The following is a 22,601-nucleotide window of genomic DNA, read 5'->3' as shown; positions in this document are numbered from 1 at the left end:
CCAGCCGCCACTTCGCTCAGCCCGCCAGACCCGCGTTCAGCAGCCGTCCCAGCGGCTTGCGGCCGGCGATCAGCGCGAGGCCGATCCCGATGCCGCACACGGCTGTGACGGTGAAGTACGAGGCGTTGTCGATCGCCGTGAACAGCTGGCCGAGCAGGCCCGCGAGCGACGAACCCAGGGCGAGGGTGAGGAAGTTGAGGCCGACCATCTGGGAGCGGAAGGTCGCCGGTCCGATCCGGGTGGCGAGGGAGAGGCCGATGGGCCCGACGAAGACCTCCGAGGAGCCGGCCGCCGCCATGAACACGAGGATGAGGAGCAGCGGGATCTCCGCGTTGCCGGTGGCCTCGGACAGCACCAGCAGGAACAGGTAGGCGCAGCCGATCTGGGTCAGCCCGATGGCGACCTTGGTGACCGGTCCGGGCTGCCGGTCCCCGAGCCGGGTCCACAGCCGTGCGATGAGCGGCGTGATGAGCACCGCCGCGAGCGGGCTGACGGTGGTGATCCAGGCGACGGGGAAGGTCCAGCCGCCGATGTGCAGGTCGATGCGTTCCGTGATGAGGATCGAGATCGCCGTGAACTTCTGGAAGAGGAAGCCGAAGTAGATCCCGGAGGCAAGGAAGAGCGGGAGGTAGCCGAGAACGCGGCGACGCTCGTCGCGGCTGACCGCCTTCGAGGTGGTCATGGTCAGGAAGTAGACCGCGGCGGCGACGAGCGCGGCGACGGTCACCACCGTGGACAGGTTCTCCGCGCGCAGCAGCCCGGCGCCGACCGCGCCGCCGACCACCGCGAGGAAGCCGACCGCCACGAGCGCGGCCAGCGGCCGACGGCCCGCCGGGAGCGGGTTGTTGACGGTATGGGCCCGCGCGGGCAGGTGCTTCATCGACACGAGGTACTGGACGAGGGCGCCGGCCATCCCGATGGCCGCGAGCCCGAAGCCGTAGTGGAAGCCGAGCTCGTTCTGCGCGAGGCCCGTGGTGAGCGGGCCGACCACCGCACCGATGTTGATGGCCATGTAGAAGTACGTGAATCCGGCGTCGCGGTAGCGTTCGTCGGGGTGCTGGTCGAGGACGAAGCCCACGATCGACGTGATGTTCGTCTTCAGCGCACCGGTGCCGAGCACGATGCACACCAGTCCGCCCGCGAGCCCGGTGAGGCCCGGGGCGAACGCGAGCACCACGTGTCCGGCGGTGATGACCACGGCGCCGTACAGCACCATGTTCCGCGGGCTGACGAGCCGGTCCCCCAGCCAGGACCCGAGGATCTGCGACAGGTACACGGCGCCGCCGTACGCGCCGACGATGCCGGAGGCGACCGCCGGATCGAGGGCGAGGCCGCCGTCGGCCACCTTGTACAGCAGGTAGAAGGAGAGGATGCCCTGGAGGCCGTAGAAGGAATAGCGTTCCCACAGCTCGGTGAAGGCCATGCTCCACAGGCCGCGCCGCAGGGCGGGTGTGTCGCCCGGTTCCTGGTGGGCGTTTTTGTCAACTGCCGTGTCTGGGAGGGGCGTTCCGGTCATTCGCTGAGTCCTGCCAATCTCGAACCGACGCGGGCGATGAGCGAGGTGCTGTGGGAGTGCCGCTTCTCCTCCCAGCGGTCGGCGACGCCGAACAGCCGGTACATCGCGTGGACGCCGATCCAGCGCAGCGGTTCGGGTTCCCAGCGGCCCGAGTCGTGGTCGTTCCACGGCAGCCGTGTGAGGTCGGTGTCCCGTCCTTCGGCGCGGTCCAGGAGGGTGCGGGCGGCGAGCTGGGTGGCCGTGACGCCGTGTCCGGCGAAGCCGCAGACGACACCGATGCGGGTGGCCGGGTCGAAGGTGACTCCGGCACACCAGTCGCGGGTGACGCCGATCGCGCCGCGCCAGGCATGGTCGACGGTGAACCGCACGTCGGGGAAGAAGAGTTGGACGCGCTCACTCAAGGTGCGCACGGTACGAGCGTCCACGCGGCCCTCGCCGGGCGTGCCGGAGTTGAACGCATAGGGCGTGCCGCGGCCGCCGATGGCGATGCGGCCGTCCTCGGTGCGCTGGGCGTAGACGAAGGTGTGGGCGGCGTCGCCCAGGCACTCCCGCCCCTCCCAGCCGATGCGTTCCCACACATCATCGGGGAGCCGATTGGTCACGATCATGGAGGAGTTGACCGGGATGACCTCGCGGGCGCCGAGCGCGGGGACGTCGCTGTCGACCTGCCCCGAATACGCTTCGAGGCAGGTCAGGATCGTGGTGGCGCGGACGGTGCCGCGCGGGGTGGTGACGGCGCCGGGCGCGATGCGGGTGGCGCGGGTGTGCTCCAGGATGCGTACGCCCTTGGCCCGCACGACGTCGGCGAGGCCGTGGACGAGCTTGGCCGGGTCGACACGTGCCGTGGTGCGGGTGTGCAGTCCGCCGAGCGCGGGGCCGATGGCGATGCGGCGCTTGACGGCGTCGGCGTCGAGGAGTTCGAGGTCGTCGGCGCGGTAGCCGTTCGCCAGGTCGGCGGCGTGGGTGAGTTCGAGGCGCTTCATCGCGGCGGGGGTGGTGGCGACGCGCAGGTGTCCGCCGCGGTGCTGGTCCGCCTTGATGCCCTCCTCGTCGAGGACGCGGAGGACGTCGTCGACGGCTCCGTCCATCGCGCGCTGGAACGCGGCGACGGCGGCGGCGCCGTCCTGGCCCCTCTTGCGTGCGGCCTTCGCGTAGACGGCGCGGTTGCCGGGGATGAGCGGGGACAGCCAGCCGCCGTTGCGGCCTGAGGCGCCGTAGCCGACCTCTTCGGCCTCCAGGACGGTGATCATCGCGGCGGGGTGTTCCAGTGCGGCGTGGTACGCAGCCCAGAGGCCGGTGAGACCACCGCCGACGATGACGAAGTCCTGTGTCTCCCCGGGCAGTTGCCGGTCGTGCTCAGGCGGGGCACCTGCGGCACGGGACGCCTTCATCCAGTGCGATATCTCGCCGTTGCGGTAGCCGGTCGCGGGTTTCATGGGTGACTCCTTCGTACGCGTTCGGGCGCTCAGTAAGTGGGAGGCGCCATCGCCCACAGGACCCTGGCCTCGTCCGTGCCCGAGGCCTCGGCGACGCGGTGGGGGTCACTGCTGCGGTAGTGGATGGAGTCGAGGGCGGAGAGCCGGTGGTGCTGGCCGCGCACCCACACGTCCACCTCGCCGGTCAGGACGAGCAACAGCTCCTCGGAACTCCCGTGCGTATAGGGCTCGACGCCCGTGGAGCCACCGGCCGTGAAGTGACCGAGGAGGACTTCGAGGTGGTCGAAGACCCCGGGGGTGAGCTTGATCTTCGTGGCACCCTCGCCGAACGCCATCCCATGGGTGTCATGGAACCGCAGCACGGGCCCGGCCGCGCTGCCGGCCTGGTCGAACAGGTCACCCACCGTCAGTTTCAGTACCTCGCACAGCCGTTGAAGCGTGCGCACGCTCGCGTTCGCCTGATCGCGCTCGACCTGCGAGAGGTACCCCTCGGTGAGGCCCGTCCGCTCGGCCACTTCCTTCAAGGTGAGGTGCAGGGCCTTCCGCCGACGGCGCAGCCGTGCGCCGACCGCGGCCGGAGGGCCGGAGTGATCGTTCGCCATGGCCGGAACCTAACAAGCCCTTGCCGGGACAACAATAGGTTGTGCTGCCATCAATTTTTTCTTTACTGAGTGGCCGTTTACTTGCCCACCAGGAAAGTCGCAGGTAACTTTCCACCTGGGAAAGTGGAGCGTGGACGGGAGGGCGAGACACGTGAGCACACCGGTGGACGCCGAACAGGCGTGGAGAGATCTGCAGCGCATCCGTGTGCCGCAGGAGCGGGTGTACGACGAGGTGGAGCGGTCGGCGGCGGCCGGCTCGGGCAGCCCCTGGGGCACGGCCGTGATCATGTGGTTGTTCCTGGCAGGGCTGGGCCTGGAGCTGCCCGGGTGGGGCGTGGGCCTGGTCATGGCGGCGTACGTCGTGGTGCTGGGCGGACTCGCCGTGCGCCATCAGCGGCGCAGCCGGGTGCGTCTGCACCACACCCGCTGCACCTCACGGATGTTCGCCACGCTCGTGGCGGGCGCCGTGGTGACCGGCGCGACGGTCCTGGTCTCCGGCCGCCTGGTCGATTCCCTGGAGCCGCTGACCGGCAGCCTGATCCAGGCCACCGTCTCGGCGGCGGTGTTCGTGCTCTTCGTGGGGCCGGCGAGCCGCTGGGCCGCCAGGTCCGCGCGGGTTCACGAGGCGCGGGCGACGGACATGGGGGCGGGCCGATGAGCGTTCCCGCGGGCTTCGACGAGCTGATCCATCCCGCCACCCGCCTTTCGGTGGTCTCGCTGCTCGCCGCGACGGAGTGGGCGGAGTTCTCCTTCGTCCGCGACAGCCTCTCGCTCAGTGACTCCGCGCTCTCCAAGCAGCTGCACACCCTTGAGGAGGCGGGCTACCTGGAGCTCCGCAAGGAGGGCGGCGGCCGCAACCGGCGCACCAGGGTGCGGCTGACCGACCGCGGGCGCGGCGCCTTCGAGGGCCATGTCGCGGCGCTCCGGGCGATCGTCGAGGGCGCCGGTTCGGCGGTCACCACGTCCTCGGGGGCGCGGCGATGACGACAGAGCACACATCCGGACGCGCCGTCGTCCACGCCCGCGACATCACCATGACGTACGGCGACATCGACGTGCTGCACGGCGTGGACCTGGACATCCGGCGCGGCGAGGTCTTCGCGCTGCTCGGCCCCAACGGCGCGGGGAAGACGACCACGGTGGAGGTCCTGGAGGGCTTCCGGCGCCGTTCCGCGGGAGACGTGAGCGTGCTCGGCACGGACCCGGAACACGGCGACGACGCGTGGCGCGCCCGCATCGGGCTCGTCCTGCAGTCCTGGCGCGACCACGGACGCTGGCGGGTCGGCGAGCTGCTGCGGCACTTCGCCACGTACTACCCGGACCCGCGCGACCCGGCCGAGCTTCTGGCCCTGGTCGGCCTCACCGAGCAGGCCGACCGGCAGGTGTCCCGGCTGTCCGGCGGCCAGCGCCGGCGCCTCGACGTGGCGCTCGGCATCGTCGGCCGCCCCGAACTCCTCTTCCTCGACGAGCCGACGACCGGTTTCGACCCGGAGGCGCGGTACGAGTTCCACGCTCTGGTCGAGCGCCTGGCCCGCGACGAGGGAGTCACCGTCCTGCTCACCACCCACGATCTGGCGGAGGCCGAGCGGCTCGCCGACCGGATCGCCATGCTGGTCGGCGGCCGGATCCGGGCCTGCGGCACACCCGCGGAACTGGCCCGGCGGGCGGCCGCGCGCGCCGAGGTCCGCTGGACCTCCGACGACGGCACACCACACCGGGAGCGCACGGCGGACCCCTCCCAACTCGTCTGGGATCTGCACCGGCACGCACCGGGCCCCATCGCCGACCTGGAGGTCCGGCGGCCGACACTGGAGGACACGTATCTGCACATGGTGAACCTGGCGGCCGACGGCACGGACATCGACGCGGAGCCGGACGGGGACGAGGAGGCACGGGCCGCATGAGGAATCCGTCCATGACGAACAGCTGGCGTGCCGGGATCCAGCGCGGCGGCATCGAGCTGCGGCACCTGACACGCAACGGCAAGGAGCTGTCCGGCCACGTGACCAACGTGGTCGTCGCGCTGCTCGTCGCCGCCTACATCAGCAGCGACGTGCCGGGCACCGACACACCGATGTCTCACCTGGTGGTGGCGGGCTTCGCCGCGTACCTCCTCTTCCAGGTCGGCCTGGTCACGCTCCCGCAGATCCTCGTGACGGAGCGGGAAGAAGGCGCCCTGCTGCGGCTGCGTGCCACGCCAGGAGGGATTCCGGCGTACCTGGTCGCCAAGTGCCTGCTGATCGTGGCCGTTTCGGTCGCCATGCTGGTGCTGCTCCTGGCGTCCGCCGCGCTGCTGGCCGACGGCCCCGTGCCGCAAGGGCCGGCCGGCTGGCTGACGCTGGCGTGGGTCACGACGCTCGGGCTGCTGGCCGTCGTGCCGCTCGGCGCGGCCATCGGCGCGGTGCTGCCGAACCCGCGCGAGGCGCTGGCGCTGATCATGCTGCCGGTGATGGGCCTGCTGATCACCTCCGGAGCGGTGTTCCCGCTCACCGTGCTGCCCGTGCCCGTGCAACAGGTGGCATCGGTGTTCCCGCTCAAGTGGATGGCGCAGGGCCTGCGTTCGGCCCTGCTGCCGGACGCGGCACGAGCCGCCGAGCCCGCCGGTTCCTGGGAACTCCCCATGGTCGCCCTGGTCCTGACCGCCTGGGCCGTCCTCGGCTTCCTCCTCGCGGTCCCCCTGCTGCGCCGCGCCGCCCGCCGCGAATCGGGCTCCCGGCTGTCGGAGCGGAACAGGAAGGCCGCGCTCCAGAGCTAGGGCCTGGACACAACGACAGGCCCTGCCCGGGCCGGGCCTACCCGGACAGGGCCGTGACGGACTCGCTGGGCTCCGGCCACCTGGTGCGTGCCACGGTGGCCGGAGGTCCGGTGCGCCCGTCGCGGCAGAAGCTCAGCGTCCGGTAGAGCGTCGCGGCGCCGGCCAGTTCCGCGCAGGCACGGGACGCCGCCGTCGTGCGGTGCGGGCAGGCCGGGTCCCGGGCGTCGAGCAGGATGCCCAGCGTCGTGCCGCTGTGGCCGACCACGACGCCGAGGCCGCCCACGTCGCGGCAGATGTCGCGCATCGGCTCCAGCCACCGCTTGGGGCTCACCGCCTGATTGCGGAGCGCGCTGCGGGTCGCGATGTCACCGACCGTGTCCAGGTCCCCCTGCCGCACCGCCGTGGTGAGCCGGTCGAGCAGCCCCGCGTACGCGCCCCGGTCCGCGGCGGTGAACGGTTTCGGGGCACGGTTGAAGTCGACGGTGTCGACGACGCCGCCCTCGTCGACACCCACCACGGCCATCCGCGGCAACGACCCCAGCGTGGCGCGCAGCCGCACCGTTCGGTGGTGGTAGGCGACGATCGCGGGGTACAGCACACCGTCGGTGGGTTCGATGCGGGCGAGGTAGCGCTCGATCCGGCGCGGTGGCATCGGCACACCGAGCGCCCGGCCCACCGCCCGCGCCGTGGCCACAAGGTCGGCCGACGAGCTGGCCAGGCCCTTGCCCTCGGGGATCGCACTGCGGACGGTGAGCTGCCCGCCCGCGGGCCGTCCCGCGTCCGCGCAGATCATCCGCACCAGCCGCAACGCCTTCGTCTTGTGCGCCGGCCGGACCTGCGGTTCCGCCAGCCGCGGGTCCGGGCGGAAGACGACCCGGGTCCAGCGGGCCACCGGGAGCGTCACGAGGAAGTCGCCGTCGGCTTCGGGCAGTTGCCCCTGCAAGAGCTCCCCGAACGTCCCGAACGCGGTCCCGGCCCCCACCGCTCCCGGCAGCACGGAGAGCGGTGACCGCTCCGCCGCGTGTGACCGCTCCCCTGCTTCATCGATCGACTTCACACGGATCCTCTCCCCTGGATTCACGGACAACACACTATCGCAATTGACAATCGTTTTCGTTTAATGCTTCTCTCTCCCCTGTCGAAGCAGAGCCAGGGGAAGGGTTCAATGTGGACGAACACATAGCTGAAGCGGTCAAGGAGCCCCATCTCATCGGGCTGGAGCGGGACTTCGCGTGTCTGCGCTTCGAGTCGATGAAGATCTATTCGGCGCTCGGCGCGGTGCGCCACCTCCTCGAGCAGGGGACGATCACACCGGGCGACACCCTCATCGACAGCTCCAGCGGCATCTACGCCCATGCGCTCGCCCTCGCCTGTCACCGCTACGGGCTGAAGTGTCACATCGTCGGTTCGACGACCGTGGACCGCACGCTGCGCGTCCAGTTGGAGATCCTGGGCGCGACCCTCGAACAGGTACGGCCCTCGCAGAACCTCCGTCTCGACCAGGAGCTGCGCGTGCGCCGCGTCGGGGAGATCCTCGACGCCAACCCCTCGTTCCACTGGATGCGCCAGTACCACGACGAGATCCACTACTACGGCTACCGTGACGTGGCCGCGAAGCTCGACAAGGAACTGCCCGCCGGTCCCGTGGCGTTGACCGGCGGCGTCGGATCCGGGGCGTCCACGGGCGCCCTGGCCACCTATCTGCGGGAGACCGGGCGCGAGGTGCGCCTGGTGGGCGTGCAGCCCTTCGGCAGTGTCACGTTCGGCTCGGAGCACGTCTCGGATCCGGACATGATCATCGCCGGGATCGGCAGCGCCATCGAGTTCCGCAACGTCCGGCACGCGCTCTACGACCGCGTCCACTGGATCGACTTCGACTCCGCCCTGTCCGGCGCCGTCGACCTGCTGCGGAGCAGCGGGATCTTCGCCGGACTCTCCGCGGGCGCCGCCTACTTGGCCGCCCGCTGGGAGCGTGACCTGCACGACCGGGACGCACACCATGTCTTCATCGCGGCCGACACCGGTCACCGGTATGTGGAGAGCGCCTACGCCCAGCACCACCGGGCCCGCCCCCTGAGCGAGCTCGCGCCGCGCGAGATCGGGTCGCTCGACGAGCTGAGCCTGCCGTGGTCGGCGATGTCCTGGCCCCGGGTCCCGGCGACCGCCGACCCGCGCGACGCGGGCTCCGCGGCCACCTGACACCTCTGCCGCCGAAACACCTTCCGAACACCCACCGGAATCACCGGAACCACCGGACCCCACCGGAACCCACCGGAACCCACAAGAGAGAACCGACATGTCTCACCAGGCGCCGCACACGGTGGCCGAACTGACCGATGCCGTACTGGCCGGGGCCCTGGGCCCCGATCCGAAGGGCACGAACGTCACCAGCGCCTTCTGGCTCTACCACACGACCCGCCTCGCCGGTGGGCCCGTGACCTACCACAACCACTACCTGCTGCTGCGGGCCGGCGCCGCCTTCGGCGCGTGCTCCTTCGAGGCCGGCGAACTGACCCCGAACTTCTGCGAGAAGGCCTCCGGCCACTCCCTCGACACCCTCCTGCGGAGCGAGTCGGCCCCGGTGCGGATCGCCGCGCTCGACGCGTATCTCGCACTGACCGCGCCGCACCGTGAGGCGCGAGCCGAGACTGTCGTACTGCCGGCAGGGACGCCCGAGCTCAGAGCGCAGGCGCGCGACGCGGCCATCGCCGGCCTCCTCGACATCGAACCGGGCGCGAAGGTGGCCCTGATCGGCGTCGTCAATCCGCTGGTCGCCGCGATCCGCGAGCGCGGCGGCGAGTGCCTGCCCTGCGACCTCAACCTGCAGACCACACAGTGGGGCGACCCCGTCACCGACGACATGACCGAGGTCCTGGAGAAGGCCGACGCGGTCGTCGCCACCGGCATGACACTTAGCAACGGCACCTTCGACCTCATCCTCGGGCACTGCCGCGACCAGGGCGTCCCGCTGGTGATGTACGCGCAGAGCGGCAGCGCCGTGGCCCGCGCGTTCCTCGGCTCCGGTGTCACCGCGCTGAACGCGGAGCCGTTCACCTTCTCGCAGTTCAGTGCCGACGAGACCCCGATGTACCGGTACCGCGCCGGGGCCGCCACGTGAGCGCCGACACCACCAACTCACCTTCCACGCACGACGATTCACCGAACGACCCGGTTCCCGGCGATCTGGCCATGACGCGGGCGCTGTGGCCGCTGCTGCTCGCCTCCGCGGTCGGCCTGCTGCCCTTCACCGTCTTCAGTACGTACCTGGTGCCCATCGCCGACGGGACCGGCCGGGACGTCGCCACCGTGGGCGGGCTTCGCGGGCTCGGCGGGGTCGCCGCGCTCGCCGTGGGCATGGCCCTGGCCCCGCTGATCGACCGGGTGCCGAGGGCCCGGGCGGCGGCCGCGGGGCTGGGTCTGCTCGGTGTCGCCGCGGCCCTCGGTGCGAGCGGGGACTTCCTGCTGGTGGCCACCTTCTGTCTGCTGACAGGGGCCGCCACCGCCGTCCTCAACCCGGCGCTCGCCGCTGCCGCCGCCGACCGGTTCGGCGACGGCAGGGCCGCGGGGCGGGCCGCCACGCTCGTCTCCGCCACCACGTCGATGACGGCCATGCTCGCCGCCCCGCTCATCGCGCTGCCCGCGATGCTGTGGGGCTGGCAGGGCGACCTCGTCGCCGTCGCCTGCCTCTCCGTGCTGCTCGCCGGCGCGCTGCTGGTACGCGGCCGGGCGGACGGTTCGGCGCGGGCCACGCAGGACGCCGAGGTGCGGCGGCCCGGCTACTTCGCCTCGTTCAGGCTGCTCGCCGCCGTCCCCGGCGCGGTGCCGCTGCTCCTGGTGTCGGTGCTGCGCACCTCCGTCTTCATGGGCTATCTCGCTTACTTGGCGGCGTACTACGACGACCGTTTCGACCTGCACCCCGAGCTGTTCTCCCTGGTGTGGACGCTGAGCGGTGCCTCGTTCTTCGTCAGCAACCTGCTCACCGGGCGGGTCACCAACGCGGAGCGCTCCCGCGTCGCGACCGAGCGGCTCCTGGCCCTCGGTGTGGCGGTCGCGCTGGTCAGCGCCGTCGGGTTCTGGTTCACGCACTGGCTGCCGCTCGCCCTGGCGCTCACGGCGCTGCACGCCGCCGCGCACGCGGTGGTCGCGGCCTGCGCCGTCAGCCTGCTGGTGCGGCGCTGCGGTTCCTTGCGCGGCACCGCGCTCAGCCTCAACTCCGCGGGGCAGAGCCTCGGTGTGTTCGCCGGTGCCGCCCTCGGCGGGGCGGGGCTCGCGGTGGCCGGGTATCCGGGGATCGCCGCCGCGTTCGGGGTGCTGCTCGCCGTCGCGCTCGCCGCGGCGTGGCTCGTGCTGCGGCGGGGCCCCGTTCAGGACGAGGCGTGATGCGTCGACTCGATTCCCGTGGCGGCCTGTTCCTCCTCTGCGCGGCCCTGTTCGCGGCGCTCGCCGTGTCCGTCGTCGTCGCCATCGGGCTCGGCCCGGCGACGGTGACACCGGGCGAGACGGCGCGCTATCTGTGGGCCGCGCTGAGCGGCGGGCGGATCGGGGCCGCGGAGGAGAGCACGTACCAGATCATCTGGCAGATCCGCACGCCGCGTGTGCTGCTCGCGGCGCTCGTCGGCGCCGGTCTCAGCGCCGTGGGTGTGGCCATCCAGGCGCTGGTGCGCAACGCGCTCGCCGACCCGTTCGTCCTCGGTGTCTCCTCGGGGGCGTCCGTGGGCGCGGTCGCCGTCAAGGTCAGCGGCGCGCTCGCCGCGCTCGGCATCTACGCGATGTCGGCGGGCGCCTTCCTCGGGGCCGTGGCCGCGTCGGTCCTGGTGTACGCGGCCGCGGCACGGCGGGGCGTGCTGTCGCCGCTGCGGCTCGTGCTGACCGGTGTCGCGATGGCGCTCGGCTTCCAGGCGGTGATGAGCGTCATCGTCTACCTGACCCCGGACAGCGAGGCCACGTCGACCGTCCTCTACTGGACGATGGGCAGCTTCGGCGCCGCGACGTGGGGTGTGCTGCCCGTCGTCGCCGCGGCGGTCCTGCTGGGCGCGCTCGTCCTGCACCGCAGCAGCCGCACCCTCGATGTGCTCGCGCTCGGCGACGAGACCGCAGGGAGCCTCGGGATCGGCCCGGACCGGCACCGCAAGGCGCTGCTGCTCCTGGTCTCGCTGGTGACGGGCGTGCTGGTGGCGGTCAGCGGTGCCATCAGCTTCGTCGGTCTGGTCATGCCGCATCTGGTGCGGATGGCCGTGGGTGCCTCGCACCGGCTCGTGCTCGCCGTGGCCCCGCTCGCGGGGGCGGTGTTCATGGTCTGGGTCGACCTGGCGTCGCGCACCCTGGTCGCCCCGCGCGAGCTGCCGCTCGGTGTCATCACCGCGCTCATCGGGGTGCCCGTCTTCATCACGCTGATGCGCCGCAAGTCCTATATGTTCGGAGGGCGTTGAGATGGATCTGGAGCTCGACGGCCTGACCGTCGTCACCGACGGCGCCACCCTGGTGCGCGAGCTGTCCCTGCACGTCCCCGACGGCCGGGTCGTGGGCCTGGTCGGTCCGAACGGCAGCGGCAAGTCCACCGCCCTGCGCTGCGTGTACCGCGCGCTGCGGCCCACCGCGGGCACGGTCCGCGTCGGCGGCGACGACCTGAGCCTGCTCACGATGCGGGCCGGAGCCCGCGCCGTAGCCGCGCTCACCCAGGACGGCACCGTGGACCTCGACTTCACGGTCTCCGAGGTCGTCGCCCTGGGCCGGACCCCGCACCTGAAGGGCAATCAGCAACTCAGCGCGCGTGAACGCGAGTTGTGCGAGCGGACCATGGACCGGCTCGGCATCGGCCACCTCGCCCGGCGCGGCGTCCTCACCCTGTCCGGCGGGGAGCGGCAGCGCGTCCTCGTGGCCCGCGCCCTCGTCCAGGATCCGGAGATCCTCGTCCTCGACGAGCCGACGAACCATCTGGACATCCGCCACCAGGTCGAACTGCTCTCCCTGCTGCGCGGCGCCGGCCTGACCGTCCTCGTCGTCCTGCACGACCTCAACCTGGCCGCGGCGGCCTGCGACCGCCTCGGCGTCCTGAGCCAGGGGCGCCTGGTCACCTCCGGCACTCCGAAGGACGTGCTCACACCGGAGCTCGTCGGGGACGTCTTCGGCGTCGGCGCCAGCGTCGTGCCGCACCCCCTGACCGGCGACCCGCAACTGCTCTACACCCTGACACCGGCCCCAGAAGGAAGCCCCCAGCCATGCCCGTGACCCGACACACCCGCCTCGGCTGCGCCCTCGCCGCCACCGCGCTCGTCACCACCGCGTGCGGCGCCGACGTCGCCTCCGACGACACCAAGGCGGCACGGAAGTCCACCGTCAACCGCTGCGGGCAGAAGGTCGAGTACACCGTTCCGCAGCGCGCCGTCGCCTACGAGGCGGGCAGCGCCGACAAGCTGTTCGCGCTCGGCCTGACCGACCACGTCCACGGCTATGTGATGCCTCCGGCCAACCCGCCGGTCAGCGAGTCGCCGTGGGCCTCGGAGTACAAGAAGGTCAGGATGCTCAGTGACGACCTCCTCAACAAGGAGATCGTCGTGGACGCCAAGTCGGACTTCGTGGTCGCCGGCTGGGGCTCCGGCTTCGCCGACGACCGGGGCATCACCCCGGAGATCCTCGACAAGCTCCACATCCAGAGCTTCATGCACACCGAGAGCTGCTTCAACTACCCCAAGTACCCGGAAAGAACCGCCCCGTTCGAGGCGCTGTACACGGACCTCGAACGCCTCGGCGAGATCTTCCACGTGGAGGAGAAGGCCGACAAGGTCGTCGCCGGACTCAAGAAGCGCGAGGCGGCCGTCACCGAGAAGGCACCGCAGGGCAAGGACGTACCGGTGTTCCTCTACGACTCCGGCACCGACAAGCCGTTCACGGCCGGCAATCAGGTACCGCCCGACGAGATCATCGCCAAGGCCGGAGGAAAGAACATCTTCTCCGGCCTCGACGAACGCTGGACCGAGGTGAACTGGGAGTCCGTCGCCGAGGCCCGGCCGGAGGTCATCATGATCCTCGACTACGGCGACAAGCCCGCCAAGGAGAAGATCGACTTCCTGAAGCGCTCCCCGCACACGCGAGGGCTGCCCGCCGTCAAGAACGACCGGTTCTTCGTCCTCGACTACAACGAGGGGATCTCCGGCCCCCGCAACATCGACGGCCTGGAGAAGTTCGGCAAGTACCTGCGCGACCTGCCCAACTGACCCCGACTGTCAGGCCTTTCGCCCGACCCCGCCGAACATCGCGACCTCCGCGGGCTCGGCGGGGCCGTCCGCCCCTGGACGCCAGCGCGTACAGGAGACGACACCCGGCTCCAGCAGTTCGAGACCGTCGAAGAACCGGGTGATCTGCTCCGGGGTGCGCTGGTTCAGCCGTGGTGTGCCGTTCTCGTTCCAGAAAGCCACCGCCTCGTCCACGTCCGGCATCGCAGGACTGGTGATGGTGTGCGACAGCACCAGGTGGCTGCCCGCGGGGAGCGCGTCGAGGAGGCGCCGCACGAATCCGTACGGGTCCTCCTCGTCGGCGACGAAGATGACGACACCGAGCAGCATCAGCCCGACCGGTCGGCTCAAGTCGAGCGTCTTGGCGGCCTGTTCGAGGATCTGGTCGACGTCCCGCAGGTCGGCGTCCAGGTATTCCGTGCGGCCCTCCGGTGTGCTGTTCAGCAGGGCCTGGGCGTGACGCAGGACGATCGGGTCGTTGTCGACGTAGACGACCCTGGCGTCCAGGGCGATGCGCTGGGCGACCTCGTGGGTGTTGTCGACGGTGGGCAGCCCGGTGCCGATGTCGAGGAACTGGCGTATGCCGACGTCCTTGGTGAGGTACTCGACGGCCCGGCCGAGGAACGCGCGGTCCGCACGGGCGTAGTCGGCGATCCCCGGGTGGAGCGTGCGGATCTGCTCACCCGCGGCCTCGTCGACGGGGTAGAAGTCCTTGCCGCCCAGCCAGTAGTTCCAGATCCGGGCGGTGTGCGGCCTACTGGTGTCGATTCGGGTGCGCGGGTTGTCGGGCTGCGCGGTGTCGGTCACGAGATGTGTCTCCCAGCATGTGTTGATCACCCTGCTTGTGCCAGCGCCACCGTACGTCCACCGAGCGCCGCGGAGAACCGGTCCGTGACCTCCGCGAGCGCCTCGGCGGACGGCTGCGCGACGGACAGTTCCCCGTGCTCTCCGACCGTGACGTCCCGGTCGAGGGTGAACCAGCCGGGGAGGATGTGGTGCGGGCCCATCGAGTTCAGGACGGGGCGCAGGGCGTAGTCGAGGGCCAGGACGTGGGCCGTGCTGCCGCCCGTGGCCAGGGGCAGCACGGTCTTTCCGGCGAGCGCGTACTGCGGCAGCAGGTCGAGGAGCGACTTCAACAGGCCCGAGTAGGCGGCCTTGTAGACGGGCGTGCCGATGACGATGCCGTCGGCGCGCTCGAAGCGGGAGATGGCGTCGACGACGGCCGGGTGCCCGAACTGGGCACCCAGCAGCGCGTCCGCGGGCAGGGTGCGCACCTGCAGCGAGGTCACCTCGTGTCCCTGGCCGCGCAGCCGTTCGTCGAGATGCTCCAAGAGCCGGGCGGTGCGGGAGGTGGCGGAGGGGCTGCCAGAGACGGAAAGGATGGTGGCCATGGTGGGACCTTTCGTGAGGGAGGGAGAGACCGAAGGATGCGGCTAACGGGCGGCGGCGTTCACCATGCGCTCGACACGACCGTGACCGCGGGGGTCAGGCCTTCGCGGAGTGCTTCGAGGAACGTCACGACCTCCGCGGCCACCGAGCGGTGCTGCTTGTCGTTGAGCACGTCGTGGTGAGCGCCGTGGACGACGGCCAGGCGGGCCGAGGCGAGCTTCTGCGCCGTCAGCGCGAGGGCCTCGCGGTCCGCGAGCGGGTCGGCGTCGCCGACGAGAAGCAGCTGCGGGAGGTCCGCCGCGCTGTCGTGGGCCAGCTCCAACACCGGTTCCGGAACGGGTGTGTTCAGCGCTCCGCGGCGTACGCGGGTGTCGTCGGTGAGCACACCACGGTGGGTGGGGCACGACGTGCGGACGTCGAGTTCCTCGTCCCATGCCTCGGTGGCGGCGGCCGCGCGGCCCGGCAGTCCCGCGAGCACGACACCGTCGACCCCCAACCGGTGCGCCCGCGCCGGGTCGGCGACGAGGGCGGCGACCACCGCGGCGCCGCTGTCCGCGCCCACCAGGACGAGCGGAGCCGCCGCCGCGCCGTCGGCAGCCTCCCCGAGCCGCTTCACCAGGGTCTCGAGGGCGGCGTCGAGGTCGTCGCCGCTCAGGTCCGGGGTGTCCACGACCCGTACGCGGTAGGCGTCCGCGGCGAGCCGCCTGCCGAACCGCTCGTACACGGCGCGTGTCTCGCCGCGTCCGGGGACCACGAGGACGGTGCCGCGGGTGAGGAGGCCCTCCGGGGCGGGGAATTCGGTGTACTGGCTGGTCATCGCAGGGCTCCCAAGGCGGCGTCGTCGGTGGTGTGGCGGTTGGCCGGGATCGGCAGGCCGAGGTGGCCGCGCAGGGTGTCGGCCTCGTACGCCGTGCGGAACAGGTCCCGCTTCTGGAGGATCGGTACGACGCCGTCCACGAAGAGGGCGAGTTCGTCCTCGGTACGGAAGGCCAGGTTGATGCCGTCGAAGGTGCCGGCGTCGAACCACTCCTCGATCCGGTCGGCGACCGTCTCCGGCGCTCCGACGAACGGCGAGCGGCGGAACTCGGCGAGGGACTGGGCGACTTGACGCAGCGTGAGGTTCTCGGCCCGCGCCCGCTCGATGATTTTCGTCGCCCCGGTCCTGCCGCCCTTCTCGGCGAGGTGGGCGACGTCGGGGAAGGGTGCGTCGAGGTCGTGGACGCTGAAGTCGTAGGCGCCGAAGGAGCGGCCGAGCAGGGCGAGGTGGCGGTCGAAGTCGTTGTCCTCCTCGAAGATCTCGCGCTCGCGGCGGCGGGCGGCCTCGTCGGTGGCGGCGACGACCGGGCCACCGTGGATGAAGATCTTGATGTGTTCGGGGTCTCGGCCGTGGGCGGCGGTGCGGCGCTTGATGTCGGCGTAGTACTCCTGGGCCTGCTGGAGGGAGCCGCCGGGCGCGTAGATGCCCTCGGCGACGCGGGCGGCGAGGTCGCGGCCCTCCTCGGAGACCCCGGCCTGGAAGATGACGGGCTGGCCCTGCGGGGAGCGCGAGAGATTGAGCGGGCCCGCGACCCTGAAGTGCTCGCCCACGTGGTTCAGTTCGTGCAGCTTGGCCGGGTCGAGGAACACATTGCGCTCGACGTCGGCGGGGAACGCGTCGTCCTCGTACGAGTCCCACAGGCCGCGCGCGACCTCGACGAACTCCAGGGCCCTGCCGTAGCGGGTGGCGTAGTCGAGGTGCTCCTCGAACCCGTAGTTGCGGGAGGTTCCGGTGTCGAAGCTGGTGACGACGTTCCAGCCCGCCCGGCCGCCGCTGATGTGGTCGAGGGAGGCGAAGCGGCGGGCCAGGTTGAACGGCGAGTTGTATGTCGAACTGGCCGTGCCCACGAGGCCGAGGTGGCGGGTGTGCGTGGCCACGGCGGAGAGCAGGGTGAGGGGTTCGAGCCGGTTGAGGTAGTGGGAGGGGTAGGTGGCGTTGATGAACTGGCTGTCGACGATGAACAGGGCGTCGAACAGGGCGTGTTCGGCGGCCTTGGCCTGTCGTATGTAGTAGTTGATGTCGATGCTGGCGTTGACGGCGACGCGCGGGTCCTTCCACAGGCCGTGCTGGCCGGGGCCGCCGACTCCGTAGGGATGCAGCGCGAGGTGGATCTTCTTGCGGGGCATGGGTGGGTCCTTCTGTGAGGGCGGGTGGCTCAGGCGGGCAGCAGGGCGCGCAGCGCCTCGCGTTCGGCCCGGTCGGCGGGGGCGCCGTGCAGGGTGGGTGCGGAGCCGAGCAGGAGTCGCGTGTACGGGTGCTGGGGGTCGTTGACGACGGTGTCCGTCGCTCCGGTCTCGACGAGTTCGCCCCGGTACAGGACGGCGATCCGGTCGGCGACGCCGGCGACAGAGCCGAGGTCGTGGGAGATGAACACCACCGCCGTGCCGTCCGCGCGCAGTTCCTTGAGGATCTCCAGGATCTGGACGCGGTTGGCGGAGTCGAGGGCGCTGACGGGTTCGTCGAGAATGACGAGGCGTGGGCGGGTCACCAATGCCCGTGCCACGGCGACGCGTTGGCGCTGACCGCCGGAGAGTTCACCGGGCAGGCGGCCGAGCAACTCCTCGCTCAGCCGGACCCGTTCGAGATACTCGCGGATCCGCTCGGCCGCCTCGGCGCGCGGCACACCGCCGACGCGCAGCGGCTCGCTCAGGGACTCCTGGATGGTGAGGTCCGGGTCGAGGCTGCGCAGCGGGTCCTGGAAGACGTACTGGATCACGCCTCGGCGGCGCAGGTCGCGCCATTGGCGGCGGCGGTGCGCGGTGACGTCCGCTCCCCCGACGGTGATCGTGCCGGATGTGGCGGGGACGAGGCCGAGGACCGCGCGGGCGAGGGTGGACTTGCCGGAGCCGGTCTCGCCGATGAGGCCGAGTGTCTCGCCGGGGGCGACGGTGAGCGAGACGCCGTGCAGGGCCTGACGGCGGCGCCGTCGGGGGCCGTAGTGGACGTCGAGCGCGTCGATCTCCAGCACGGAACGCGGGGTGTTGTCGCTCACGCGTCCTCCTTGGCCGAGGCCGTCGAGGTCCCGGTGCGGAACCTTTCGAGGCCGTACAGCTCGTGCTCGGCGACGAGCAGCCGGGTGTATTCGTGGCGCGGTGCGTGCAGCACCTGACTGGTGGTGCCCTGTTCGACGACAGTGCCCTCCTTCATGACCAGCACCTCGTCGCACAGTTGGGCCACCACGGCGAGGTCGTGGGAGACGACGACGAGCGCCAGGCCCGTGCGGTCGCGCAGGTCCGCCAGGAGGTCGAGGATCTCGGCCTGGACCGTGACGTCGAGTGCCGTCGTGGCCTCGTCGGCGATGAGAATGCGGGGGTCCGCGGCGATCGCGGTGGCGATCAGGACGCGTTGCAGCATGCCGCCGGACAGCTCGTGCGGGTACTGGTCGTAGCTGAGTTCCGGGTCGCGCAGATGCACGGTGCGGAGCAGCTCGATCGCCCGGTCCCGTGCCTCGCGCCTCTTGAGGCCCTTTTTCACGCGGAGCACCTCGGCGAGCTGTGCGCCGACACGGATCGAGGGGTTGAGGTAGGAGGCCGGGTCCTGGAAGACGGCGGCGATGGTGCTGCCGCGCAGCCGGGTCCACTGTTTCGGGGTCAGGGTGGCGGTGTCGGTGCCGTCGAGTGCGACGTGGCCGCCGGTGATCTCGAAGTGCTGCGGCAGGATGCCGAGCGCGGAGCGGCAGGTGAGGGTCTTTCCGCTGCCGGACTCGCCGACGATGCCGATCGTCGTGCCGGGCGCGAGGTCGAAGTCGACGCCGTGCACGATCTCCCGGTCGGTGGCCGTGTCGGCGATCCGCACGTCCCGCAGGGAGAGCACGGGGGCGGCCCGGAGGCCGTCGTCCAGCCTCTGGTCGCGGGCGAGGTCGGTGGCTGCTGTGGTCATGTCGTACCTCCGGCGGGGGCGGTCTCGTCGAGGCGGTTCCTGCCGGCGCCGGCGGGGGCACGGCCGGCCGTGCCGGACACGTCGCGGATCGCGTCGGCGAGGAGGTTCGCGGCCCACACCGTCGCCATGATGAGGAGGGCGGGCGGGAGCGGGGCCCAGGGCTGCTGGCCGAGGTAGCCGAGGTCGGAGGCGAGCAGCCCGCCCCAGGTGGGTTCGGGCGGCTGGACGCCGATACCCAGGAACGTCAGGCTCGACACGATCACGAAGCCGGTACCGACGGTCTGCGCGAGGGCGACCGCGAGCGGCGGCAGCACCTTCGCCCACACGTGGCGTCGGACGATCCAGCCGATCGACGCCCCGGAGATCAACGCGGCTTCCACGTACGGGGACCGGGCCACCGCCAATGTGGCGGCGCGGGACACCCGGTAGAACAGCGGTGACACCAGGGCGCCGGTCACGAGCATCGCCTGGGTGATGCCGTTGCCGAGCAGCGCGATCACCGCGACCGCGAACAGCAGGAACGGCAGCGCGACGAGGGTGTCGGCGAGGCGCAGTGTCAGCCACTCGAAGACCCGGCCGAGGTACACCGACAGGATCCCCGGGATCGACCCCACGACCAGTGCTGTCAGGGCGACTTCGAGCGAGCCGAGGACGCTGACGCGGGATCCGTCGAGGAGCCGGCTGAGCACGTCGCGGCCGAGGTAGTCGGTGCCGAGCCAGTGTTCCCACGAGGCGGCGGCGAGGGTGTCACCGCTCGTGGCGAGAGGGGCCTGCGGGGCGAGCAGCGGGCCGAGGAGCGCGAGCAGGGCGACGACGGCGAGGACGATGACGGCGACGCGCCCCGTGGTGAGGGCGAGGATGCGACGGGTCATGGTCGGTCACACCCCCCGCTGGGCAGCCGGCGTGACACGCGCCAGGACCAGGTTGACGATCAGGTTGAAGCCGACGACGAGGACGATCGACACCACGAGCACTCCCTGTACGGCGGGTACGTCGCCGGCCTGCGCGGCGTCGTTGGCGAATCGGCCGAAGCCCTGCAGGCCGAAGATCCATTCGGTGACGACGGAGGCACCCACGAGGGCGGGGAACTTGAGGCCGAGGGTGGCGAGCGTCGGGCCGAGTGCGTTGCGCAGGACGTGCCCGAGGAAGATGCGGCGTGGGCTCAGGCCGCGGACCACGGCCCCGGTGACGTAGTTCTCGCGGGACGCGGCGATCAGACTCGTCCGCAGCTGGCGTGCCACGTCGGCGACGACGTCGCAGCTGAGCGCGAGGGCGGGCAGCAGGATGTGCAGCGACCACGGTCCGAAGCCCTGCGCGAGCGGCGCGTATCCGGCGGACGGGAACCAGCCGAGTCCGACGGCGAACACGGTGACCAGGACGATGCCGACGACGAACGCGGGCATCACCGAGATCACGGTGACGAAGCCGGTGACCGCCCGGTCGATCCAGGTGGTGCGGCGCAGCGCGGCCACCGTGCCGAGGACGAAGCCGAGCACCACGCCGATGACGAGGGCGGCGCCCGCCACGGACAGGCTCACGCCGAGGCCGGTGCCGATGAGGGTGGAGATGTCGGAGCCGTTGGTCCAGCTGGTGCCCAACTGGCCGTGCAGGACACCGTTGAACCAGTCGCCGTACTGGGCGAGGAAGGGCCGGTCGAGTCCCCATTGGGCCTCGACGCGGGCGATGGCCTCAGGGGTCGCCTTCTCCCCCAACTGGATGCGGGCCGGGCTGAGTCCGCTCATCGAGCGCAGGGCGAACGTCACGAACGTCGCCACCACGAAGACCGGGACGAAGATCGCGACGGAGCGTCCGAGGGTGGCGAGGACACGGCCGAGGACGTGCGCGGTTCTGTTCTTCGTGCGGGGCATGCCGCTCACGCCCCGGGCTTGATGGTGACGCCGGTCCAGTCGATGTGGGCCGGGTTCTTCGGGAGGTCGGAGACCGTCTTGCTCTTGGCGATGAGGTTCGGCTGGGAGTACGTGAAGACCAGCGCCCTGCTGTCGAGCCCCGCGCGGGTCGCGGCCCGGAGGACCTTCGGGTAGTCGGGGTCGTCGATGCGGGTCTCGCGGACCTTCGCGATGGCGTCCTCGAAGCCCTTCGGCTCGTAGGGGGTGCTGAGGTTGAGCGGTCCGTCGGGGCCGAAGTGCGCGGTGAGGGTCTGCGCGGCGGAGTCGCGTCCGGTCGTCGAGTACAGGGAGAAGGTCAGGTCCTTGGCGAAGAACGGTGTCGCCCAGTTCTTGTCGATCCTGATGTCGACCTTGATGCCGACCTTGGCGAGCTGCGACTGGACGATCTCGGCCTCGGGCTGTTCCTCCGGGATGACGAGGTCGAGCTTGATGTCACCCGCCTTGTATCCGGCCTGGGCGAGCAGCTTCTTCGACTTCGCCGGGTCGTAGGGGTAGGCGTTCGCCGACTTCGGGTCGTAGGCCGTGTATCCCTTGGGGAACGGCTGGTCGGTCGCCTCTCCGTAGCCGAAGGTCAGCTTGTCGACGAACTCCTTGCGGTCGATGGCGTGGCGGACCGCGTCGACGACCTTGTCGTTGTCGAACGGCTTCTTGTTGACGTTCAGGCTGAGGTTGGAGGCGTTGAAGCCGGGCTGTACGAAGACGTCGAGTCCGGCCTTCTTGGCGGCGTCTGCCTGGCTGGGTTCGATGTCGGCGAAGTTGTAGACGCCGGTCTGCAGTCCGGACACGACGGTTGAGGCGTCGGGCGCCGAGGTCAGTTCGACCTGGTCGATGTGGATGTTCTTGGCGTCCCAGTAGTTCGGGTTCTTCTTCAGGACGGCCTTGGTGCCGGGGATGAGCTGGGTGACGGTGAACGGTCCGGCGCCGACGGGCCGCTGGTCGAGCTTCGCGGGCGACTTCGCCGCCTTGGGGCTGGCGATCTGAAGGACGCGCTGCCCCAGCAACTGCGGTATCTGGTAGTCGACTTGCTTGAGGTCGACAATCGCGTCGAGCCCCTTCGCGCGCACCGATTCGATCGACGTGAGATCTCCGAAGAGAGCGGAGTTCTTCTGCTTCTTGGCGCGCTCGATGGCCGCCTTGACGGCGACGCCGTCGACGGGTTCGCCGTCGCTGAACTTCTGCCCCGGGCGCAGATGGAAGGTGATCCGGTCGCCGCGCTTGTTGTAGTCCCAGCTCTTGGCGAGGTCGGGGACCGCGTGCCCCTTCTCGTCGGTGCGGGTCAACGAGGCGTAGACCATGGAGAGTTCGCGGAACTGGGCGCCGCTGCCGCCGACCACCGGGTCCCAGTGGGTCGGGAAGTAGGTGGAGGTCCACTTCAGGGTGGCACCCCCGCCGGCCGCCGAGGCGTTGTCGCCGCCGCAGCCGGTGAGGGCGCAGACGAGGAGGAGGGCGGACCCGGCGGCCGGGGCGGCGGCCTTCAGGGTGCGTCGGCGCGTTCTGGGCATGGGGCGTCCGGACATGAGTGTCTCTCTGCGACGGCTCCCGCGCTTCGAGGGCAGCGCGAAGGAGCGAAGGACAAGGCACGCGCAGCCACCCCGCGGCGTGCGCATGGGCACACCGGTGGGCGGGGCGGAACGCGGTGAAGGAGGCATGACGGGCGAGGGGCTGGAAGAGCCGGCCGTCAGGAAAGAGCGTCCGAGGCGTCCTGAGTTCCCGGGGAAGACCGGGGAGAGGGTTCAGGCGCGCGGGGAGCTACACGGAGGGGGACAGTGTCAGCGACAGAGTGCGCTGCACGTGCGCCGCAGGTCCACGTAGCGGCACACCACGCCGGGGTGCGTCGTCAGCATGCTG

Annotated in this window: 23 protein-coding genes; 10 read left to right on the top strand and 13 right to left on the bottom strand. The window is 71.0% G+C overall.

All coding sequences use genetic code 11. From position 1 onward, the window contains the following. Window positions 1–16: 16 nt before the first annotated feature. Genes ACFV9W_RS09415 through ACFV9W_RS09405 form a run of 3 tightly spaced genes read right to left on the bottom strand, consistent with a single transcriptional unit; the run spans window position 17 to window position 3,554 of the window. Window positions 17–1,516 carry a peptide MFS transporter gene (locus tag ACFV9W_RS09415; RefSeq protein WP_385757227.1) on the bottom strand — a complete coding sequence of 500 codons (1,500 nt, stop codon included), beginning with the start codon at window positions 1,514–1,516 and terminating at the stop codon, window positions 17–19. Further along, window positions 1,513–2,952, bottom strand: coding sequence for an NAD(P)/FAD-dependent oxidoreductase (locus ACFV9W_RS09410; RefSeq protein WP_385757225.1), 1,440 nt, complete (start codon window positions 2,950–2,952; stop codon window positions 1,513–1,515). Before ACFV9W_RS09410 ends, ACFV9W_RS09415 begins: the two co-directional genes overlap by 4 nt. 29 nt (window positions 2,953–2,981) lie before the next feature. Further along, window positions 2,982–3,554: a helix-turn-helix domain-containing protein gene (locus tag ACFV9W_RS09405; protein WP_385757224.1), complete on the bottom strand. Its 573-nt coding sequence runs from the start codon at window positions 3,552–3,554 to the stop codon at window positions 2,982–2,984. Window positions 3,555–3,705: 151 nt separating this feature from the next. Between ACFV9W_RS09405 and ACFV9W_RS09400 the strand changes: the two genes are divergently transcribed. From ACFV9W_RS09400 to ACFV9W_RS09385, 4 genes are read left to right on the top strand one after another with little or no spacing between them, the layout of a single operon-like run. Further along, on the top strand, window positions 3,706–4,212 hold the full coding sequence (locus tag ACFV9W_RS09400; protein ID WP_385757223.1) for a hypothetical protein: 507 nt from the start codon (window positions 3,706–3,708) through the stop codon (window positions 4,210–4,212). Then, window positions 4,209–4,538 (top strand): transcriptional regulator, encoded by a 330-nt coding sequence (locus ACFV9W_RS09395; RefSeq protein WP_385757221.1) that lies wholly within the window; start codon window positions 4,209–4,211, stop codon window positions 4,536–4,538. The genes ACFV9W_RS09400 and ACFV9W_RS09395 overlap by 4 nt, the downstream gene beginning before the upstream one ends. Next, window positions 4,535–5,458, top strand: coding sequence for an ABC transporter ATP-binding protein (locus ACFV9W_RS09390; protein ID WP_385757220.1), 924 nt, complete (start codon window positions 4,535–4,537; stop codon window positions 5,456–5,458). The genes ACFV9W_RS09395 and ACFV9W_RS09390 overlap by 4 nt, the downstream gene beginning before the upstream one ends. Before the next feature lie 11 nt (window positions 5,459–5,469). After that, window positions 5,470–6,309: an ABC transporter permease gene (locus tag ACFV9W_RS09385; RefSeq protein ID WP_385757219.1), complete on the top strand. Its 840-nt coding sequence runs from the start codon at window positions 5,470–5,472 to the stop codon at window positions 6,307–6,309. Between the two features lie 37 nt (window positions 6,310–6,346). On the opposite strand, the gene ACFV9W_RS09380 is transcribed toward ACFV9W_RS09385, so the two are convergent. Beyond that, window positions 6,347–7,306 (bottom strand): kinase, encoded by a 960-nt coding sequence (locus ACFV9W_RS09380; protein WP_385757523.1) that lies wholly within the window; start codon window positions 7,304–7,306, stop codon window positions 6,347–6,349. 170 nt (window positions 7,307–7,476) lie between these two features. Here ACFV9W_RS09380 and ACFV9W_RS09375 point away from each other — a divergent pair, with 170 nt between their 5' ends. From ACFV9W_RS09375 to ACFV9W_RS09350, 6 genes are all read left to right on the top strand, one after another. Then, window positions 7,477–8,508: a pyridoxal-phosphate dependent enzyme gene (locus ACFV9W_RS09375; protein ID WP_385757217.1), complete on the top strand. Its 1,032-nt coding sequence runs from the start codon at window positions 7,477–7,479 to the stop codon at window positions 8,506–8,508. Between the two features lie 97 nt (window positions 8,509–8,605). Next, window positions 8,606–9,427, top strand: a complete 822-nt coding sequence (locus ACFV9W_RS09370) for a Rossmann-like domain-containing protein (protein ID WP_385757215.1) — start codon at window positions 8,606–8,608, stop codon at window positions 9,425–9,427. After that, window positions 9,424–10,689, top strand: a complete 1,266-nt coding sequence (locus tag ACFV9W_RS09365; protein WP_385757214.1) for an MFS transporter — start codon at window positions 9,424–9,426, stop codon at window positions 10,687–10,689. Before ACFV9W_RS09370 ends, ACFV9W_RS09365 begins: the two co-directional genes overlap by 4 nt. Next, window positions 10,689–11,738 carry a FecCD family ABC transporter permease gene (locus ACFV9W_RS09360; protein ID WP_385757212.1) on the top strand — a complete coding sequence of 350 codons (1,050 nt, stop codon included), beginning with the start codon at window positions 10,689–10,691 and terminating at the stop codon, window positions 11,736–11,738. Before ACFV9W_RS09365 ends, ACFV9W_RS09360 begins: the two co-directional genes overlap by 1 nt. Window position 11,739: 1 nt before the next feature. Next, window positions 11,740–12,537: an ABC transporter ATP-binding protein gene (locus ACFV9W_RS09355; protein WP_385757210.1), complete on the top strand. Its 798-nt coding sequence runs from the start codon at window positions 11,740–11,742 to the stop codon at window positions 12,535–12,537. After that, window positions 12,528–13,523 (top strand): ABC transporter substrate-binding protein, encoded by a 996-nt coding sequence (locus ACFV9W_RS09350; protein WP_385757208.1) that lies wholly within the window; start codon window positions 12,528–12,530, stop codon window positions 13,521–13,523. The genes ACFV9W_RS09355 and ACFV9W_RS09350 overlap by 10 nt, the downstream gene beginning before the upstream one ends. Before the next feature lie 9 nt (window positions 13,524–13,532). On the opposite strand, the gene ACFV9W_RS09345 is transcribed toward ACFV9W_RS09350, so the two are convergent. Genes ACFV9W_RS09345 through ACFV9W_RS09305 form a run of 9 tightly spaced genes read right to left on the bottom strand, consistent with a single transcriptional unit; the run spans window position 13,533 to window position 22,255 of the window. Continuing rightward, window positions 13,533–14,348 (bottom strand): SAM-dependent methyltransferase, encoded by an 816-nt coding sequence (locus tag ACFV9W_RS09345; RefSeq protein ID WP_385757206.1) that lies wholly within the window; start codon window positions 14,346–14,348, stop codon window positions 13,533–13,535. Between the two features lie 26 nt (window positions 14,349–14,374). Then, complete coding sequence (ssuE, locus tag ACFV9W_RS09340) at window positions 14,375–14,932, bottom strand: NADPH-dependent FMN reductase (RefSeq protein WP_385757205.1); 558 nt, start codon at window positions 14,930–14,932, stop codon at window positions 14,375–14,377. Between the two features lie 59 nt (window positions 14,933–14,991). Then, window positions 14,992–15,747 (bottom strand): alpha/beta hydrolase, encoded by a 756-nt coding sequence (locus ACFV9W_RS09335; RefSeq protein WP_385757204.1) that lies wholly within the window; start codon window positions 15,745–15,747, stop codon window positions 14,992–14,994. After that, window positions 15,744–17,093: an LLM class flavin-dependent oxidoreductase gene (locus ACFV9W_RS09330; RefSeq protein ID WP_385757202.1), complete on the bottom strand. Its 1,350-nt coding sequence runs from the start codon at window positions 17,091–17,093 to the stop codon at window positions 15,744–15,746. The genes ACFV9W_RS09335 and ACFV9W_RS09330 overlap by 4 nt, the downstream gene beginning before the upstream one ends. Window positions 17,094–17,122: 29 nt before the next feature. After that, a complete protein-coding gene (locus ACFV9W_RS09325) occupies window positions 17,123–17,959 on the bottom strand; it encodes an ABC transporter ATP-binding protein (RefSeq protein ID WP_385757200.1) in 837 nt (278 codons plus the stop codon). Beyond that, window positions 17,956–18,846: an ABC transporter ATP-binding protein gene (locus ACFV9W_RS09320; protein WP_385757199.1), complete on the bottom strand. Its 891-nt coding sequence runs from the start codon at window positions 18,844–18,846 to the stop codon at window positions 17,956–17,958. The genes ACFV9W_RS09325 and ACFV9W_RS09320 overlap by 4 nt, the downstream gene beginning before the upstream one ends. Continuing rightward, the gene (locus tag ACFV9W_RS09315) at window positions 18,843–19,718 is read right to left on the bottom strand and encodes an ABC transporter permease (protein WP_385757197.1); all 876 of its coding nucleotides are present in this window, start codon (window positions 19,716–19,718) and stop codon (window positions 18,843–18,845) included. The genes ACFV9W_RS09320 and ACFV9W_RS09315 overlap by 4 nt, the downstream gene beginning before the upstream one ends. 6 nt (window positions 19,719–19,724) lie before the next feature. Then, on the bottom strand, window positions 19,725–20,714 hold the full coding sequence (locus ACFV9W_RS09310; RefSeq protein WP_385757195.1) for an ABC transporter permease: 990 nt from the start codon (window positions 20,712–20,714) through the stop codon (window positions 19,725–19,727). A 5-nt stretch (window positions 20,715–20,719) separates the two neighbouring features. After that, window positions 20,720–22,255 carry an ABC transporter substrate-binding protein gene (locus ACFV9W_RS09305; RefSeq protein ID WP_385757193.1) on the bottom strand — a complete coding sequence of 512 codons (1,536 nt, stop codon included), beginning with the start codon at window positions 22,253–22,255 and terminating at the stop codon, window positions 20,720–20,722. Window positions 22,256–22,601: the final 346 nt, after the last annotated feature.

It is taken from the genome of Streptomyces sp. NPDC059897 (assembly GCF_042730865.1).
Lineage (GTDB): Bacteria > Actinomycetota > Actinomycetes > Streptomycetales > Streptomycetaceae > Streptomyces.
The sequence above is the reverse complement of the archived record's forward strand: the minus strand, read 5'-3'. Positions and strand labels throughout refer to the sequence as shown.

Bases quoted from the DNA above. Each gene is read 5' to 3' on its own strand.
- ACFV9W_RS09415 (WP_385757227.1), bottom strand. From the start codon at position 1,516: ATGACCGGAACGCCCCTCCCAGACACGGCAGTTGACAAAAACGCCCAC.
- ACFV9W_RS09410 (WP_385757225.1), bottom strand. From the start codon at position 2,952: ATGAAACCCGCGACCGGCTACCGCAACGGCGAGATATCGCACTGGATG.
- ACFV9W_RS09405 (WP_385757224.1), bottom strand. From the start codon at position 3,554: ATGGCGAACGATCACTCCGGCCCTCCGGCCGCGGTCGGCGCACGGCTG.
- ACFV9W_RS09395 (WP_385757221.1), top strand. From the start codon at position 4,209: ATGAGCGTTCCCGCGGGCTTCGACGAGCTGATCCATCCCGCCACCCGC.
- ACFV9W_RS09390 (WP_385757220.1), top strand. From the start codon at position 4,535: ATGACGACAGAGCACACATCCGGACGCGCCGTCGTCCACGCCCGCGAC.
- ACFV9W_RS09385 (WP_385757219.1), top strand. From the start codon at position 5,470: ATGACGAACAGCTGGCGTGCCGGGATCCAGCGCGGCGGCATCGAGCTG.
- ACFV9W_RS09370 (WP_385757215.1), top strand. From the start codon at position 8,606: ATGTCTCACCAGGCGCCGCACACGGTGGCCGAACTGACCGATGCCGTA.
- ACFV9W_RS09360 (WP_385757212.1), top strand. From the start codon at position 10,689: ATGCGTCGACTCGATTCCCGTGGCGGCCTGTTCCTCCTCTGCGCGGCC.
- ACFV9W_RS09355 (WP_385757210.1), top strand. From the start codon at position 11,740: ATGGATCTGGAGCTCGACGGCCTGACCGTCGTCACCGACGGCGCCACC.
- ACFV9W_RS09350 (WP_385757208.1), top strand. From the start codon at position 12,528: ATGCCCGTGACCCGACACACCCGCCTCGGCTGCGCCCTCGCCGCCACC.
- ssuE (WP_385757205.1), bottom strand. From the start codon at position 14,932: ATGGCCACCATCCTTTCCGTCTCTGGCAGCCCCTCCGCCACCTCCCGC.
- ACFV9W_RS09335 (WP_385757204.1), bottom strand. From the start codon at position 15,747: ATGACCAGCCAGTACACCGAATTCCCCGCCCCGGAGGGCCTCCTCACC.
- ACFV9W_RS09330 (WP_385757202.1), bottom strand. From the start codon at position 17,093: ATGCCCCGCAAGAAGATCCACCTCGCGCTGCATCCCTACGGAGTCGGC.
- ACFV9W_RS09320 (WP_385757199.1), bottom strand. From the start codon at position 18,846: ATGACCACAGCAGCCACCGACCTCGCCCGCGACCAGAGGCTGGACGAC.
- ACFV9W_RS09315 (WP_385757197.1), bottom strand. From the start codon at position 19,718: ATGACCCGTCGCATCCTCGCCCTCACCACGGGGCGCGTCGCCGTCATC.
- ACFV9W_RS09310 (WP_385757195.1), bottom strand. From the start codon at position 20,714: ATGCCCCGCACGAAGAACAGAACCGCGCACGTCCTCGGCCGTGTCCTC.
- ACFV9W_RS09305 (WP_385757193.1), bottom strand. From the start codon at position 22,255: ATGCCCAGAACGCGCCGACGCACCCTGAAGGCCGCCGCCCCGGCCGCC.